Annotated in this window: 13 protein-coding genes; 7 read left to right on the top strand and 6 right to left on the bottom strand. The window is 33.7% G+C overall.

Features of this window, described 5'->3' with window-relative positions:
- Positions 1–47 precede the first annotated feature (47 nt).
- Together K6T82_RS22365 and K6T82_RS22360 are read left to right on the top strand one after the other, a co-directional pair.
- Positions 48–1424, top strand: a complete 1377-nt coding sequence (locus K6T82_RS22365; RefSeq protein WP_223710900.1) for a Gfo/Idh/MocA family protein — start codon at positions 48–50, stop codon at positions 1422–1424.
- 385 nt (positions 1425–1809) lie between these two features.
- Positions 1810–2280 carry a response regulator gene (locus tag K6T82_RS22360; RefSeq protein ID WP_223710898.1) on the top strand — a complete coding sequence of 157 codons (471 nt, stop codon included), beginning with the start codon at positions 1810–1812 and terminating at the stop codon, positions 2278–2280.
- A gap of 66 nt (positions 2281–2346) precedes the next feature.
- On the opposite strand, the gene K6T82_RS22355 is transcribed toward K6T82_RS22360, so the two are convergent.
- Positions 2347–2664 (bottom strand): DUF6965 family protein, encoded by a 318-nt coding sequence (locus K6T82_RS22355; RefSeq protein ID WP_223710895.1) that lies wholly within the window; start codon positions 2662–2664, stop codon positions 2347–2349.
- Positions 2665–3295: 631 nt separating this feature from the next.
- On the opposite strand from K6T82_RS22355, the gene K6T82_RS22350 reads away from it, so the two are divergent.
- Complete coding sequence (locus K6T82_RS22350; protein WP_223710893.1) at positions 3296–4321, top strand: NAD(P)-dependent alcohol dehydrogenase; 1026 nt, start codon at positions 3296–3298, stop codon at positions 4319–4321.
- A gap of 105 nt (positions 4322–4426) precedes the next feature.
- Here K6T82_RS22350 and K6T82_RS22345 read toward each other — a convergent pair whose 3' ends face one another.
- Together K6T82_RS22345 and K6T82_RS22340 are read right to left on the bottom strand one after the other, a co-directional pair.
- Complete coding sequence (locus K6T82_RS22345; protein ID WP_223710890.1) at positions 4427–5647, bottom strand: hypothetical protein; 1221 nt, start codon at positions 5645–5647, stop codon at positions 4427–4429.
- A 23-nt stretch (positions 5648–5670) separates the two neighbouring features.
- Positions 5671–8040, bottom strand: a complete 2370-nt coding sequence (locus K6T82_RS22340) for a TonB-dependent receptor (RefSeq protein WP_223710888.1) — start codon at positions 8038–8040, stop codon at positions 5671–5673.
- Positions 8041–8964: 924 nt separating this feature from the next.
- On the opposite strand from K6T82_RS22340, the gene K6T82_RS22330 reads away from it, so the two are divergent.
- The 4 genes from K6T82_RS22330 to K6T82_RS22315 all read left to right on the top strand — a co-directional run bounded on the left by K6T82_RS22330 (position 8965) and on the right by K6T82_RS22315 (position 13952).
- Positions 8965–12159 (top strand): glycoside hydrolase family 2 TIM barrel-domain containing protein, encoded by a 3195-nt coding sequence (locus tag K6T82_RS22330; RefSeq protein WP_223710883.1) that lies wholly within the window; start codon positions 8965–8967, stop codon positions 12157–12159.
- A 195-nt stretch (positions 12160–12354) separates the two neighbouring features.
- The gene (locus tag K6T82_RS22325; RefSeq protein ID WP_223710881.1) at positions 12355–12972 is read left to right on the top strand and encodes a hypothetical protein; all 618 of its coding nucleotides are present in this window, start codon (positions 12355–12357) and stop codon (positions 12970–12972) included.
- A gap of 254 nt (positions 12973–13226) precedes the next feature.
- Positions 13227–13394 carry a hypothetical protein gene (locus K6T82_RS22320; RefSeq protein ID WP_223710879.1) on the top strand — a complete coding sequence of 56 codons (168 nt, stop codon included), beginning with the start codon at positions 13227–13229 and terminating at the stop codon, positions 13392–13394.
- A 51-nt stretch (positions 13395–13445) separates the two neighbouring features.
- Positions 13446–13952: a PRC-barrel domain-containing protein gene (locus tag K6T82_RS22315; RefSeq protein ID WP_223710877.1), complete on the top strand. Its 507-nt coding sequence runs from the start codon at positions 13446–13448 to the stop codon at positions 13950–13952.
- A gap of 112 nt (positions 13953–14064) precedes the next feature.
- Here the strand turns inward: K6T82_RS22315 and K6T82_RS22310 are convergent, their stop codons facing one another.
- From K6T82_RS22310 to K6T82_RS22300, 3 genes are all read right to left on the bottom strand, one after another.
- Positions 14065–14949, bottom strand: a complete 885-nt coding sequence (locus tag K6T82_RS22310; RefSeq protein WP_223710875.1) for a helix-turn-helix domain-containing protein — start codon at positions 14947–14949, stop codon at positions 14065–14067.
- A 2-nt stretch (positions 14950–14951) separates the two neighbouring features.
- Positions 14952–15419 carry a nucleoside deaminase gene (locus tag K6T82_RS22305; RefSeq protein ID WP_223710873.1) on the bottom strand — a complete coding sequence of 156 codons (468 nt, stop codon included), beginning with the start codon at positions 15417–15419 and terminating at the stop codon, positions 14952–14954.
- A 143-nt stretch (positions 15420–15562) separates the two neighbouring features.
- Positions 15563–15928, bottom strand: a complete 366-nt coding sequence (locus tag K6T82_RS22300; protein WP_223710871.1) for a DsrE family protein — start codon at positions 15926–15928, stop codon at positions 15563–15565.
- Between the last annotated feature and the right edge of the window lie 47 nt (positions 15929–15975).

Raw genomic sequence — 15975 nt, 5'->3', positions numbered from 1 at the left:
TTACAACCGAAACGTCTAAATCTATTATTACCATTAAATAAAAAAAAATGAAAAGTTCAAGTTTTAAAATTTTACTGATAGCATTTTTGCTGTTAAAAGTTTGCGATGTATCTGCTCAACTTATCAAAACAAAAGCTCCAAAAAGAGCTAAAGGGCAAACCGATGTATTGCGTTTGGCTACACCAGCAATTCCTGTCGTTCATGTAGGAATTATTGGTTTAGGAATGCGTGGTACAGGAGCGGTAGAAAGAATAACGCATATTCCTGGAGTAGAAATCGTAGCACTTTGCGATATGCTCGAAGAAAGAACAAAAGCGGCTAATGATACTTTAGTAAAACATGGAAAGCCAAAAGCGCAGGAATTTTTTGGAGAAGATGGCTGGAAACAAGTTACAAAATTGAGTAATGTAGATTTAGTGTATATTGTTACAGATTGGAAACATCACGCAAATATTGCTGTACAAGCTATGAACGATGGTAAACACGTTGCTGTAGAAGTTCCAGGAGCTTTAACTATGAAAGAAATCTGGGATATTATTGATACTTCTGAAAAGACTAGAAAACATTGTATGATGCTGGAGAATTGCGTGTATGATTTCTTTGAATTGACTACATTAAATATGGCGCAACAAGGTTTATTTGGAGAAATTCTTCATGCAGAAGGTTCTTATATTCATGGACTTCAGCCGTATTGGGGAGAATATTGGAACAACTGGCGTATGGATTATAACCGTAAACACAGAGGTGATATTTATCCAACTCACGGAATGGGGCCAGCTTGTTTGGCTTTGAATATTCATAGAGGAGATAAAATGAATTTCTTGGTTTCGATGGATACAAAAGCTGTTGGTAATCCTGCTTTTATAAAAGAAAAAACAGGAGAAGTGGTAACAGATTTTAGAAACGGTGACCATACCATGACGATGATTCGTACGGAAATGGGCAAAACAATTCAGATTCAGCATGATGTTACAAGTCCAAGACCTTATAGCAGAATGTATCAGTTATCTGGCACAAAAGGTTTTGCTAATAAATACCCTGTTGAAGGTTACGCCATTGATGCAAAAGAAGCTGGAGCAGAAATTGCTAAAAACTATCAGAATTTAAATGCTGAGGAATTTGTTTCTGAAGATGTGAAAAAACTTTTGATGGAGAAATATAAAAATCCAATTGTAAAAGATATTGAAGAGATGGCAAAGAAAGTTGGTGGTCACGGCGGTATGGATTTTATTATGGATTACCGTATGTTTTATTGTATTCAAAAAGGGCTTCCGCTTGATATGGATGTTTATGATTTGGCAGAATGGTCTTGTTTGAGTCCGTTGACAGAGATTTCTTTAGACAATAATTCAGCACCGGTAGAAATTCCTGATTTCACACGTGGAAGCTGGAAAAAACTAAACAAGGTTGAATTTTCAAAATAAAAATTATGGAAAATAGTTTTTAGTGTTAATATGTTAGTTATAATTTTAAAATCCTGTAAAACTTTTACAGGATTTTTTATGCCAATCGTATAAATTTAAGAGCAGTTTTTGAACGAGGAATTAAATGTAAATCTGTTGTATTTTAAGTAATAAATAAGGATAATATCATCTCCAAGACATTGAAAGTGAAATTGTTTTTTTTGCTTTTCGTAATATTATCTGTGTTTTTTATGTTTAAATAAGAAAAAATTCTTACATTTATAAAATATAACTACTTCAGACATAAACCTCTAATGTTAGAAGTTTTACAAAAGCTTATATTTCCTCCTGATATAAATTTTTGCGGATTTTTAAATTTTTTTCTAACTGCATAATTTTTTAAGCTATGTTACAAGAACAGAACTCCCGTAAAATTATTTATCTGGCAGAGGATGATGAAGATGATAGAATTTTATTTCTGGATGCTCTCAGAGAACTCCATCCTGAGATTGCCGTCAAAGTATCCGAAGATGGACAACAGCTTTTAAATAATCTTCACAACACAGCTTGGGATCAACCTGAAATCATATTTTTGGATATCAATATGCCGTGCAAAAATGGTTTTGAATGCTTGAAAGAAATAAGAACCGGCGAACATTTTTTTAACGGAACAAAAATAATTATGTTTTCTACCAGCAGTAGTTTACTGCATATCGAGCTTTCTTATAAATTAGGAGCTGATTATTATGCAGTAAAACCGGGCTCTTTTCAGGAACTTAAAGAACTTCTGCATGAAATAATGGCAATCGATTGGAATACAGCTTCAAGAGATAAAGCGGAATTTCTACTGGTATGTAAAAAGATAGATACAGTTTAATACAATTGCTCTGAGATATCAAGTTCAGGGCAATTGCATTTAAATAAACTAGGTAATTATAAAAGATTAATTTGAAACAGCTACTTCTGATTCGGCAGGAATTTCTTCGGAACTCGTTGTTTCAGAAATAGTTTCAATACTATTTTCTTCCACAGTTTCTTCTGGAACTGCTTGCAAATTAGCATTTTTTTTCATCAGAATATAAAAATCTCTTAGATGCCACCACGCCGGACAGCGGTCAGCAGGTCCGTTAAAATTGATAATACCGATATAACAACTCCTCAAAAATAACTTTGTGTCGGTGATGTTGGCCCAAGCGGTCCATTGTACTTCTTTCGGTGGAGGATTATTTTCAAAATGGCGTTTAATATCTTCGTAATTCATAATGCAAAATTAGATAAAAATCACACATAAGGCAAGGTGTTAAGTGCGTTTAGACCTTATGGATAAAGGCTTTCTGATGTATTTTGTCTCATTGTTTTGAAAGTCAGTTTATTGCCTCGTTATTATTTTTAGAAGCGACTATTCCTTTTTCATGAAAGTGATTTATACATCTTTTAGTATTCAAACATAATATTTATATGGAGTCTGTAAAAGCTTAGAATCCTGTAATCTTATCGGAATATTCTATAAGTATTTGGGTTTTTATTGTACTAATTTTGATTTTATAAAGGGTAACGATACTAGATATCAATCAGAAAAAAAACAGGGGACCGGCGGGGTTCGTCTGAAGGTTCTGTTCAATGATTTAGTTAGTTACCGCATACCATTTCAGGCACCCGCCGGCTGCCGAAGAACTCCCTAAGTTTTAGGGAGTTTTTTTTATTGTAAATAATAGGGACTTATGGATTGATTTCTTTATAAAGGAGATTAAAACTCCTTCCGTAATTTCTACAGCATTATTCTATCCCAGAATTTAAAATAAACTATAATTAGGATAAACTTAACTCAATACTTGCCGTGTTTACAAGAGACATGTCGTAAATTAGTGAATAGTAATTCAAAAGTTTATTTTATGAAAGCAGTACGTTTTTTTGGGCACAAAGATGTCCGTGTTGTTAACGATATAGAGAGACCAGTTCCAAAGGGTGATGAAGTTTTATTAAAGATTGGTGGGGCAGGTGTTTGTCATTCAGATTTGCATATTATTGATGAAGGAACAGTAGTGGGAACGGTTTTTACTCTAGGACATGAAAATGCCGGATGGGTAGAAGAAATTGGCGAAAATGTAAAAGGATATAAAAAAGGTGATGCAGTTCTGGTTTACGGACCTTGGGGATGCGGACATTGTAAACCTTGCCAACAATCAAAAGAAAATTACTGCGATCATCAGTCCGAACAGGCTTATGGAGGAGGACTTGGATTAGATGGCGGAATGGCAGATTATATGCTGGTTCCATCTTCAAGACTTTTGGTTCCAATTTTTGATCTTGATCCCGTTATTGCAGCGCCTTTAACCGATGCGGCTCTTACACCTTATTCGGCTATAAAACGTTCTTTGGACAAATTAATGCCTGATGAATTTGTGGTTGTAATCGGTGTAGGTGGATTAGGGCACGTGGCATTGCAAATCTTGAGAGAAATCAGTGGAGCAGCGATCATTGCCTGTGATGTTACAGAAGAAAAACTTGCCTTTGCAAAAGAATTGGGAGCCGATTTCACTGTCAATTCGAAAGATGCTAATGCAGCAGAACAAATTCAAAATATTACCGGAATTAAGAAAGCAAGAGTTGTAATAGATTTCGTAGGCGCTACTTCTACGATAGATTTAGGAACAAAGGTTGTAAGTCTGGATGGAGATTTAACCATTGTGGGGCTTGGAGGAGGAAACTATCAGTATAGTATGAATGGTCTTCCATTTGGAGTAAGCATGACAAATCCGTACTGGGGTTCAAGAACAGAACTGATGGAGGTTGTAGGTTTGGCAAGACAAAAGAAAATTCATATAGAAATAGAGAAACATAAACTTGATGATGCTAATGAAGTTTATGAAAAAATGAGACAAGGCAAAATAAAAGGACGCGCAGTTTTAGTACCTTAAAAAAATAGCTGTCAGATCTTGTATAAAAAAGAGGAATCCTATTGGGATAGATTCCTCTTTTTTATTTAAATTAAATTCCCTTATTTATAAATAAAGGAAGTAGTTTTATCTTAATCTTCCAACAAAAATTAAACTTCCGCCAAGAGCTTCAGAAATGGCTTCAAAATCAGCAGCTCCATTTTGTTTTAGAAGTCTGTATTTAAAGTTATTATTGTCAGTTGGTATGTTTCCATAATATTCGACACCGTCAATTGTTCCTACTGAATATACTGTTCCGTATTGTACAAACGAATTAAATGGTTCTACTTTTAAAGTTTTTAAATCTACAAGTGCATATTTAGTTGGCGCATTGTACCAATCAGCAGGTTTTGCAGGTGGAGTAAAAGTGTTATCTAAGTATTGAGCAAGAGCTTTATCTCCGTGAACATAAGGTACAACATTTACTGAGTGTGCATTTATAGCAGCTTTTAGATCTACAAAAAAGTTAGGGTCGAATGTTCCATTAGGATTTACCTTTAATAATCCTCCTGTTGGTGGGTTACCTGTAACGGTACTATAATCTAATGAAAGCGCAGTTTCACGAGATGATCTGTAATACAAAGTACCGTCATTACCTTTTGCAAAGGTAAAATACCCCATTGACATACGTGTATCTTTAACATAAGTAACTGATTTTGATGCTATGTCAAAAACTGCAATTTGAGCATATTGTGGAAATTTATTATAATCTGTTGGTACAGCTCCCACAGGAAGAATAATTTTTTTTGCAGAAGTAACATAACTACTGTAAGTAGATGTTTTTACAGCAGGGTCGTTGCTTAATGGAAGAGGAGTAACTGTTATAGTTTCTGTGATTGTCATCGTTGTTGGATTAAACTTGATGATTTTTCCATCATTTAAAACGAAAAAGTACGCTTCTGTTTCTGATACAAATGCAGGAGGTCCGAAAGTACCGCTAACTCCTGTACCAGCAAGACTTAAAGCATCTGCGCTAGAAATTTTCATATCATTGCTTACATTGTACTTTGTTAAAGTTGAAGCTGTTCCGTTCCAAACATACGGATGTTCTCCATAAGAATATATGGTTGCACCAGGACCTATCTCAGTCATGGTCTTATAATCAAGTGTGGCAGGGAATTTATCATAAGCTCCTAAATAAAAAACTCTTCCTGATGGAGTATTTACTCGAACTGACGCTATAACGGTAGGATTGTTTCCTTGGCCTTCATCTGTTTTGGAATCATCTGAACTACAAGATGTTAATGCTAATGCAGAACAGATTATGGCTAATGCAGCATGTTTTTTAAAAAATCGAATTGTTTTCATACCTATTGGTTATTTAATTATAATTAAAATTGAGTTACTAATTTGATATTGAAAGATCTTCCTGGTTTTTGTACACCAAAAAAGTCATAGTTTTTTTCGTTCGTTAAGTTTTGTATTTCTGCTGTTAGAGCATATTTAACTCCATTTAGATTGTTATGATAAGTTGTCCCAAAATCGAAAGTCTGTTGACTCGGAATAACAAATGGATTTACAGAAGCACTTTCCCAACTTCTAAAGAATTCGTATACATATCTTGCATCCAGAAAGAGAGATAATTTATCAGGTTTTCCGCTGATATTGTGAAAAGAATAATTAACACCTCCGTTAGCGAAAAAGTAAGGCTGATTCGGAACGCGATCCCCTTTGTAGGCTGCAAATATTCCTTCATTTGAATCATTGTAAAAATGTTGGTAGGTACTGTTTGCATGAAAGGAAAGCTTATCATTTTTAGAAGTCCAGCTCCCGGAAACCTCAATTCCTTTAGAAGTAGCGGCAAATACATTCTGATAAATATTATTGCGGTCTACACTAGGAACAAATAAGATTTGATTGTCTATTTTTCTTAAAAATAAATTCGTTTGAGCCTGCCAGCTGCTCTTTTCAAAATTTGTTTTTGATGTGAAAAAAAGCTCAAAATTGACGTTATGACTTCGTTCAGGTTTTAAATTTAAATTTCCTTGTATAAATTGACCATCTCCGAAAAGTTCATCTGTTTGAGGCAAACGCGTAGCATATTCGTAAGTTAATCTTGTTGCAAATTGCTGATTGAATTTAAAACGGAATCCATTTCCGAAACCAAAATAATTTGCATTTCGATTTTCTCTTATTACAGAATTATTGGAAGGAATTTTTTCTTCTGAGCTAATTTTTTGCCAATAATTTTTAATAAAAAAAACATCTTCTAACTTTTCATTTAGGGCATTTATTTTAAAGTCTGCTCCGTTTACCCAAGTAAAATAATCTCGTACGGCAGTTGCTGGATCATAACCATTGATAAGTCTGTCGTCTCCTGTTTGTTTGGAGTAGGTGGGTGCCGAAGAAAAACTCACCGCATACTGATTGTTGATTTTCCATGAAGCTTTCAAGCGCGAAAAAACATCATTATTCCAAGTATAAGTATCACTAGGGCCAGTAGATTCTGAAATCTCTCCTCTAACATTTCCTGCAGAACCTTCAATACGCTCGCCATACCAATTGTATACATAGTCAGATACATCTGTAAATTGACGTTCTCTGTAATTGTATCCCGAAATAATATCCAGCATAATGTTTTCACCAAAATTATTACGATAGGTAAGGACAGATCCAGCTGATTTTCTATAAGTCATCACTTCTCCATAGGGAACTCCAACCATTAATTGATTGTGCTGAATCTCTTTTGTATAATCCGTATAAAATCCTTCGATGCTCAATTCTTTTGCCCAGCTTCTGTCTTTTAAACCTGTAATTAACTGTACACCATAACCTTTGTAGGCATCATGAAATCTGGGTACCGTAACTTTTTTTATCTTACCGGCATCATCAGCCACATCAACATCAACTTTATAGTTGTTTTGAGATGTATCGTAGAATCCGCTTCCTTTTATAAAAAATCCCGTCTTTTCGTTATAATTATTAAGTATTAATGAAGTTCTGTAAGTTCCAAAAGATCCTGCCTGAGCTGAAAAAGATCCACTAAAGCCCGATTTGATTTTTGGAGTAATCAGATTGACAGCACCACCAAGTGCATCGACACCAAATTCGATAGGAACTACACCTTTATAGACCTCAACACGATCAATTAAATTGACTGGAACCGTAGAAACTCCAAAAGAATAACCGTGATATTCCAACGGAATTCCTTCTAAGAAAAATCGGATTTGGTTACCAGTTAATCCATTCATCGAAAAATTGGTTCTCGAACCCAAGCCACCACTTCGGCGAACGCTTATGCCTTGCGTTTGTGCCAAAACTTCGCCTAAATCAGTGGTTTTGAATTTCGCTTCCTTCATTTCTATGACAGAAACAGCTTGTGCTGTCTGCTCTTTTTTTCGTTTTTCAGATATGCTTTTTACCACTACATCATTTAAATTCTCTGCTTCTTTAGTTGTTTTGTCTCCCTTTTCTAAAGTTATAGTGACTGAAATTTTGGAAGAATTTTCCAAATCAATTGTATGCTTTTTTGAACTATATCCATCTAAACTCACTTCAAGTACGTAATGTCCATTTTTAAGATTTTCTATTTGATAGAATCCATCAGCATTGGTTTTTGTACTTATTGGAGTGCCCGAAAGTAAAATGTTAACGCCTGCCAACGGATTTCCTTGCGGATCATTTATTTTACCAGAGAGGGTATTTTGTGCCATTAAAAATGTTGTCGAGAATACAAAGAGCAATACTAATTTAAGCTTCATGAAATATAGTTAGGATTAAAAAAAACTATTCTTATTTAGAATAAATAAAAATTCAAAAGTATGAAATTATCTATTAATAATATCTAAATAGTACATAAAAAGTGGAGGCTTCTACGACTTTTGATTTTTGCTTCTGAAGCACTTTACAATCTAACAGAATTTTTGAACGAAGCTAAAGAATTGATAAACAGTGAATACATACCTGATTCTGGTGATGTTGTTTTTGTCAATAATCATTTGTGTGCACATGGAAGAAGTGCTTTTACGACAGGCCAAAGAGAAGAGAATAGTAAAATTGTAAAATGCGAGAGAAGACAAATGCTCAGAATGATGAGTAAAAACCAGTTTAATTCATATAAAATCCATGACTCATAAAGATGATCCTTATTTTGTTATGGAGGAACATTTGGGTAAAGTTTTCGAACAGGATTAAATAAACATGCAACATTATAAAATATTCTAAGCTCTCATAATTGGGAGCTTTTTTTATTTCTTTTTGTGAAAGATCGTTTCTAAATTAGAGATTTTCTTATGCCGTGTGACTTCTTTTATTAATAAAAAAAACATCTCCTGGCTTTTAACTTTTTAAAGTTTAATGACATAAAAATTTTGTACTTAAGTATGTTTTATTTTAAGTTTTTTAGACTGCCATTTTTAATTTTTGATAATAAGATGGTTTCTAAGTGTTTTTGATGTGAATTGTTTTTATAAAATATAATTTTAAATATAATGTTTAATTAAATGACAAAAATAATGACAAATACATAATTGGTTTTATTTTACTAAAACGTTTTATTAAGTTTGTATAATTGCATTTTGCAGGGCTATTTTTATGAAATTTGAAATCTTATAAGCTTTACAGAAAATAGTAAGTGCACATTGATTTTACAAACCATTAAAAAATCAAATTACAACACCAACATTATGATGCAGCAATTATTAAAAAAACAAATTGCCCAAATTGGATTATTTTCAATGCTGGCATTAATTCAAAATCCCTGTTTTGCTTTTCAAAAAACAAATCAGAATCTTTCCGTTCAGGATACGGTCAAAGTCCCAAAAGAAATTGAAGATCCTGAAAATATCGGAATTAATAAAGAAGCTGCACATGCGACTTTAATGCCATATGCTTCATTAACAGAAGCTTTAGCTTTAAACAGGCATGCCTCAACATTTAGTAAAAGTTTAAATGGAATGTGGAAATTCAATTGGGTAGACTGGCCACAAAAGCGTCCGGTTGATTTTTATAAAATGGATTATGATGTAAGTAGCTGGAAAGAAATAAAAGTGCCTTCAAATTGGCAGGTGGAAGGTTATGGAACACCAAACTACAGCAACTTTACATATATTTTCAAAAAGGATTTTCCGCACGTAATGGGAACTCCATCTGAGAAATATACCAATTTTACAGAAAGAAATCCAGTTGGGAGTTACAGACGAGATTTTACACTTCCCGAAAATTGGAAAGACCGTCGTATTTTTATCACATTTGATGGAGTAGATGCCGGGTTCTTTATCTGGATAAATGGGCAAAAAGTAGGTTATAGTGTAAACAGCCGTAACGCAGCTGAATTTGATTTGACTAAATATGTGAAACCAGGAAAAAATACTGTAGCAGTAGAGGTTTACCGTTTTACAAGCGGAAGTTATTTGGAAAATCAAGATATGTGGCGATTAAGCGGGATCTTCAGAAATGTAACTTTATGGAGCGCTCCGCAAGTACATATTCGTGATTATTTTATCAAAACGAACTTGGATGATCAATTTAGAGATGCTGAGTTGATTGTTTCTGCAAAAATTAAAAATTACGGAACTAAAGCCACAAAACCTCAGGAACTTACGGCTTCTTTATACGAAGGCACAATTCCTGTAGATGGAGCATCAGGCAAAAAGATGATTCCGGCTTTAAAACCAGGTCAGGAAGTAACCATAGATTTGAACTTTCGCGTAAGCAATCCTAAAAAATGGACGGCTGAAACACCAAATTTATATACAACGGTATTGAACTTAAATGATGGAAAAAATACGATAGAAACCTTATCTTCAAGAACAGGTTTTAGAGAAATTGAAATCAAAGGGCGCTTGTTTACTGTAAACGGAGTTCCAATTAAATTGAAAGGGGTAAATCGTCACGAAAATTTCCCAGATGATGGTCACGCCGTGACAGAGGAAGAGATGATAAAGGATATCACGTTAATTAAACAAACAAACAGTAATCACGTTCGTACCAGCCATTATTCTGACGATCCGAGATGGTATGAGCTTTGTGATGAATACGGAATTTATTTAGTAGCAGAAGCTAATGTAGAATGTCACGAAGAGCAAAATCAGTTTAATGAAGTACCGACAATCAAAGCGGCAATTGTTGATCGTAATGTGGCGAATGTACAAAGTTTCAAAAACCATCCTTCTGTTTTAATTTGGTCTTTGGGTAATGAAAACGGTACAGGCGGAACGAACTTTAGAGCAGCATTAGCAGCCATAAAAGCAATTGATCCCGACCGTCCGACGCATTATGAAGGATTTGGTATTGGTGAAAAAAATCCTGCTGATATAGACAGTCAAATGTATACTCAGATTGCGCCAATGGTAGAACATGCAAAAGATGCTAAACTGACAAAGCCTTTTTATTTGTGTGAATATGCACATGCCATGTTCAATTCTATGGGCTCTGTTGATCTGTACAATGAAATGTTTGATAAATATCCGGAATTGCTTGGTGGTGCTATTTGGGAGTGGCAGGACCAGGGAATTTACAACAATCGTGATCCTAAACATCGTATAACGGCTTTTGGTGGTGGATTTGGTGAATTTCCAAATGATCATTATTTTATTCATAAAGGTGTTGTATTCTCAGACAGATCTCCGAAACCGCATTTTCCAGAATTAAAACATGCTTATCAATGGATTACGATTCGAGACAAAGACATCAAAAATGGTTTTGTAACCATTAAAAACCGTTATCAGTTTCTGAATCTTCAAGGTTTAACGGCTAAATGGGAGTTAACCGAAAACGGTTTGCCTTTGTCTTCTGGCGATTTATTGGTTGGAACCATATACCCGGGTGCTGAAAAAGAAGTAAAGATTCCCTTTACTCTCGCTCCAAAAGCAGGTGCAGAATATTTTGTGAGAGTTTCATTTTATTTGGGAGAAGATCAGAACTGGGCGAAGAAAGGGTTCGAAGTAGCATCACAACAGTTTGAATTAGGTACGCCAATAGCTGAAACAAAGAAGGAATTGAAAGGAAGCAACTTAACTTTAAAAGAATCAAAAACTAATATTGTTATAAAAGGTTCAGACTTTAGTATTGATTTTGATAAAACAAAAGGGACTTTTACCAAATTAGAGAAAAACGGAGAAAATGTACTGCAGGAAAATGGCGGGCCAATGCTTCATTTATGGCGTGCACCACACCAAACTGATGATATGTGGGCGTATCGTGATTGGGAAAAATATGGTTTAAAGAACATTTCTTGGGTTGTTAATGAGGCAAAAAGTAGAAAAGTTTCTTCAGATGTAATTGAAATTGCGACAAGTCTGACAGGAACAGGAAAAGAGAATTTTAAAGTACAACACAAAATAATTTACACTATTGACGGAAACGGACTAATAACTGCTGTAAATGAGGTTGGTTTTAGTGAGCCTAAACTTATTTTAGCCAGAATTGGAGTTCGTATGTTTTTAAATAAAAATATCAATCAGTTTGATTATTTAGGTCGTGGTCCAATGGAGAATTATGCGGATCGTAAAAGCGGTTTTGATGTTGGTCATTATGCAAGTACGGTTGCAAATCAGTTAACTCCTTATGAAAAACCAATGGAATGTGGAAATCATGAAGATGTAAGATGGGCAAATCTAAATGCTGAAAATGGAGCAGGAATAACCGTAAAAAAGGTTGACGACTTGATGCAGGTTTCTGCGTTACCTTATAGCGACGAAGAAATGGATCCAGTAGAGTATAAAATTGACCTTCCGCAAAGTAAAGGAACGGTATTGTGTGTAAGTCATAAAACTTTAGGAGTAGGCTCAAATGGATGTGGTCCAAGACCTTTAGAGCAGTTTATGGTTTATGCAAAGCCAACAACTTTCACTTACCAAATACAATTGACTAAAAAATAATAAATTAGTTATTGTAAAAAAACAGCAGCAATTATTGCTGCTGTTTTTTTAAGCTCTTATAGTATTATAAAACCAGATAATCTGAATTATTATAAAAACTGGACTATTATCAAATTAGTGTTCTTAATTAATTTTGTATCTAATAAAAGTGATAAAGCTTTTAAAAAATGAGTAGTAACAATTATTGTTTGAACGATGTCAAAATTTCATCTCAATATTCAGGAATTAGTACAGGGAGAATTTGAACTTAAGAAAGTAAATTTGGCCTTTGTTTTTCAGGTAAATTGCCCAGGTTGCTTCATATATGGAATTCCTTTAACGAATAATCTTTATAACTTATTTCAGGAAAAAGTTGGTTTTATTGGAGTTGCAACGGCTTTTGAAGATTTTGAGTATAATAATGAAAAAAGCTTAAATCTTTTGCTGCATAATGGAGAGATGGTAGGAGAAACCAAAAAATATTACCATTCCAATTACAATCTTTCTAAGTATCCGGAGACATTAAATTTCCCGGTAGCTTTTGATTCTATGACTACATCTGAGGCATTCATAAATTCAGATAAAATTGAATTAATGTGTAAGAACATACCAAATTTTAAAGCTTTTTCTGAAACAGAGAAACAGCTTTTAATTCAAAAAGTAAAAGCACATTATACTCAAATACCTTTAATAGCAGAGACCTTTACACTCAATCAGTTAAGAGGAACTCCCTCATTTGTCGTTTTTGATGATAATTATACTGTTTTAGGTCATTACTTTGGTCATCAGAATCAAGATGTTTTAAAAAGCAAGTTCGAAGATTTACTAGGGTAGAAAATAGTGAAAATTGATTTTTTAAAAAATAAAAATTGTTTGTAATACAGTTTAAGGATCGGGAATAAATTCCGATCCTTTTTTATTTGTTTTCCATATGTTAAATGGTCACTTCTATAATCTGAAAATTTTGAAATCTGATTTTTTAGTAAACTGGGAATTGTATAACATAAGCCTGAAATTAAATACTTTACGACAAAATCTCGTTTGTACCTTTAATAGAAATTAAAATACTCATATTAATAAATAAAGTTATGGCAGAAATTAAAATTGAGAAAAAGAAGCCTATTTGGCCATGGATTGTTGCATTATTATTAGTTGCAGCGTTTGTATACTATTTCTTTTTGAGAGATGATGAGACACAGACCCAAAGCACTATTGAGGTCGAAAATGTTACACCTGTAGATAGTACAGCAAATTAATTCTTATAAGGGTGGCTTAAGAAAAAGTACAATTATTTAAATAGAAAAAACATGGAAAATAAAGATAGAAATTTATACAGACTAGATGAGCTTTCTGATTATAAAGTAGCTTCCAACTATTCTGATGTAAGAGGATGGAAAATAGTAGACGCTGACAACCGCACGATTGGGAAAATTGATAATCTGTGGGTAAACAAAGACATGCAACGTGTTGTTTATCTGGATGTCAATGTAGATAAAGCACTTATAGACGACAGTAAAAATGAGATTCACGATACGATAGCAAATGAAAATGGAAGAGAATTTATGTACCGAGATGGAGACAGTCATCTGATAATACCAATTGGATCAGTTAGCATTAATAAGGATACTAAAATTGTCATGGCTAACAGTATAGGATATGATACTTTTAGAAAAACAGGTCGATACAATACACAGCAGAATTTTGACAGGAATTATGAAAAAGCAGTTATGAGATCTTATTATCCGAATGACGAATCTCGCTTTGAAAATGATGATGAAGCTTTTTACAATAGGAGGGAATTTGACGGCCATTAATCCTTTATCATTTTATAAAAAATAAAAAAAGATCAGACGTTTAAGAATGCTTGATCTTTTTTTTAGTCTAAATTCTAAACTTAGAATCTATCAGTTTCAAAAAAATAAATGATCACGATGATAATGCACCTCTATTAAAACCTATCGAATCTCTATAAAATTGTGGAGATATATCGGTTTTTCCTTTAAATACTCTACTGAAATAATATTCATCATCGTACCCAAGTTCGTAGGCAATTTCTTTGACTGTTTTTTCAGTTAAGTACAATTCTCTTTTGGCTTCCACAATAATTCTTTCCGTTATCAGATCAGAAAGTGTCATATTAAAATGATTTTTTGCGGCACGAGCCAAAACAACTGGTGTTACATGAAGCATGTCGGCATATTCACTGGCAGAATGTTTCGTTCTGAAATTGTCTTCAATAGCATTTCTTAATTGCTGAACTATTAGTAATTGTTTATCAGTATTATTAGTATTTGAAATAGATTGCTGTTCGAGTTTTATTCTGGTAGCAAGAACTAAGAATATTTTCAAATAAGAAACAAGAACTTCATCTTTTCTCAGCGCTTCCATTTTTAACTCATTCACAATCTCTCCGACAATGTTGAGCAGTGTCTTTTTATTGCTTTCATCAAGCCAAATAAAAGGCTGTTCGTATATATTGTTGAAAAGAATACCGTTAGAAGCTATTTCTTTATGATGTCTATAAATACAGAAAAAATCATGATGAAATTGAATAGAAATTCCCATTAAAGCCCCTTCCGAGGCCAGCATAAAAGGCTGATACGGATAGAAAGCAAACATCGTATTTTCTTTAAATTCATATTCACAGAGATCCACTTTGGCAATGCCTTCTCCCGAAGTAATAATAATTAAGGTAAAATAATTATTGCGCTGAATATGATCAAAATAACTACTGTTATCAAACTCAAATACTTTGAATGATAAATTTCCATTTTGTTGGTTAACAAGTGTATATACAGATTGAGATAACATGATTAAAGTTTGTTTAGTAATTCTAAAAATTGCGTATTGAGATGGTTACATTCCTCAACACAAACATCACCAGTAACTTTTGGTTTATCTCCCCATTTAGGAACATCTTCTGCAGTCAGAACATTATATTTTGAAGTAAAACCACCAACATAAGGAACAGCAGTACCGTAAATGATTTCAGCTATTTTGTGATGACGAATCATATAAGAACACATAATGCAGGGTTCGTGTGTCGTAAACATCTGTGCCAAATGAAGTTGTGCCGAATATCCATTTTTCAAGGCATCTCGAACCGCCATTATTTCAGCGTGATTGGTAATATCACCGGTCGATTTTCCTGATTCAATGCCAGTTCCAATTACTTTTCCTTCCAGTACAATTATGGCACCCACTGGCGGATTACCTTCTTCTAAAGCCTTTTTTGCCAAAACCAGACATTGGTTCATATAGTGTTGAAAGTCCTCTTGCATAATTTAAAACTTAAAATTTGATAATAAATAGCCGACGAATGCTAAATTAAGCAAAAAAACAGCATTTTAGTTACTTGAGATTGTTGTGATCTTTGAATTAAAAACTGCCTTCCCATAAATAAGAAGGCAGTTAGTGAGTTGGATTAGAAAATCAAAATTTCGTAACCTTCTTTTCTTAGATTAACAAAACTTGGTAATCCTGGAGTTCCTGGAACTTCATTATCATTTAATAAATCATAACCAGATATTTCGGTACCAAATACTGCAACACAACCTTTAGAAAGACCGTGTACATGATCTTTTACTTCATTATAAAGACCATGAACCGGATGTTCAGGTTTTTCAAGTTGTTCTGGCCATCTTATACCTGTACCTTGAAAAATAATTTTTACATCTTCACCTTCGTGTTTAAATTCATAAGCTGATGCTAAAGCATTGAATACACGTCCTAAAGCTTCTTCTGAACCTCCCTTTGGATCAGAAAGAATAATAATAGCTGTTTTTTTCATTTTGAAATTGTTTTTATTAACAAGGCAAAGATCCTGCGACAATGCCT

This window comes from Flavobacterium potami (assembly GCF_020026915.1).
In the GTDB taxonomy this organism is placed as follows: Bacteria; Bacteroidota; Bacteroidia; order Flavobacteriales; family Flavobacteriaceae; genus Flavobacterium; species Flavobacterium potami.
The sequence above is the reverse complement of the archived record's forward strand: the minus strand, read 5'-3'. Positions and strand labels throughout refer to the sequence as shown.

Excerpts from the sequence above, each read along its gene's own strand:
- K6T82_RS22365 (WP_223710900.1), top strand. The coding sequence starts at position 48 with ATGAAAAGTTCAAGTTTTAAAATTTTACTGATAGCATTTTTGCTGTTA.
- K6T82_RS22360 (WP_223710898.1), top strand. The coding sequence starts at position 1,810 with ATGTTACAAGAACAGAACTCCCGTAAAATTATTTATCTGGCAGAGGAT.
- K6T82_RS22355 (WP_223710895.1), bottom strand. The coding sequence starts at position 2,664 with ATGAATTACGAAGATATTAAACGCCATTTTGAAAATAATCCTCCACCG.
- K6T82_RS22350 (WP_223710893.1), top strand. The coding sequence starts at position 3,296 with ATGAAAGCAGTACGTTTTTTTGGGCACAAAGATGTCCGTGTTGTTAAC.
- K6T82_RS22345 (WP_223710890.1), bottom strand. The coding sequence starts at position 5,647 with ATGAAAACAATTCGATTTTTTAAAAAACATGCTGCATTAGCCATAATC.
- K6T82_RS22340 (WP_223710888.1), bottom strand. The coding sequence starts at position 8,040 with ATGAAGCTTAAATTAGTATTGCTCTTTGTATTCTCGACAACATTTTTA.
- K6T82_RS22330 (WP_223710883.1), top strand. The coding sequence starts at position 8,965 with ATGATGCAGCAATTATTAAAAAAACAAATTGCCCAAATTGGATTATTT.
- K6T82_RS22325 (WP_223710881.1), top strand. The coding sequence starts at position 12,355 with ATGTCAAAATTTCATCTCAATATTCAGGAATTAGTACAGGGAGAATTT.
- K6T82_RS22320 (WP_223710879.1), top strand. The coding sequence starts at position 13,227 with ATGGCAGAAATTAAAATTGAGAAAAAGAAGCCTATTTGGCCATGGATT.
- K6T82_RS22315 (WP_223710877.1), top strand. The coding sequence starts at position 13,446 with ATGGAAAATAAAGATAGAAATTTATACAGACTAGATGAGCTTTCTGAT.
- K6T82_RS22310 (WP_223710875.1), bottom strand. The coding sequence starts at position 14,949 with ATGTTATCTCAATCTGTATATACACTTGTTAACCAACAAAATGGAAAT.
- K6T82_RS22305 (WP_223710873.1), bottom strand. The coding sequence starts at position 15,419 with ATGCAAGAGGACTTTCAACACTATATGAACCAATGTCTGGTTTTGGCA.
- K6T82_RS22300 (WP_223710871.1), bottom strand. The coding sequence starts at position 15,928 with ATGAAAAAAACAGCTATTATTATTCTTTCTGATCCAAAGGGAGGTTCA.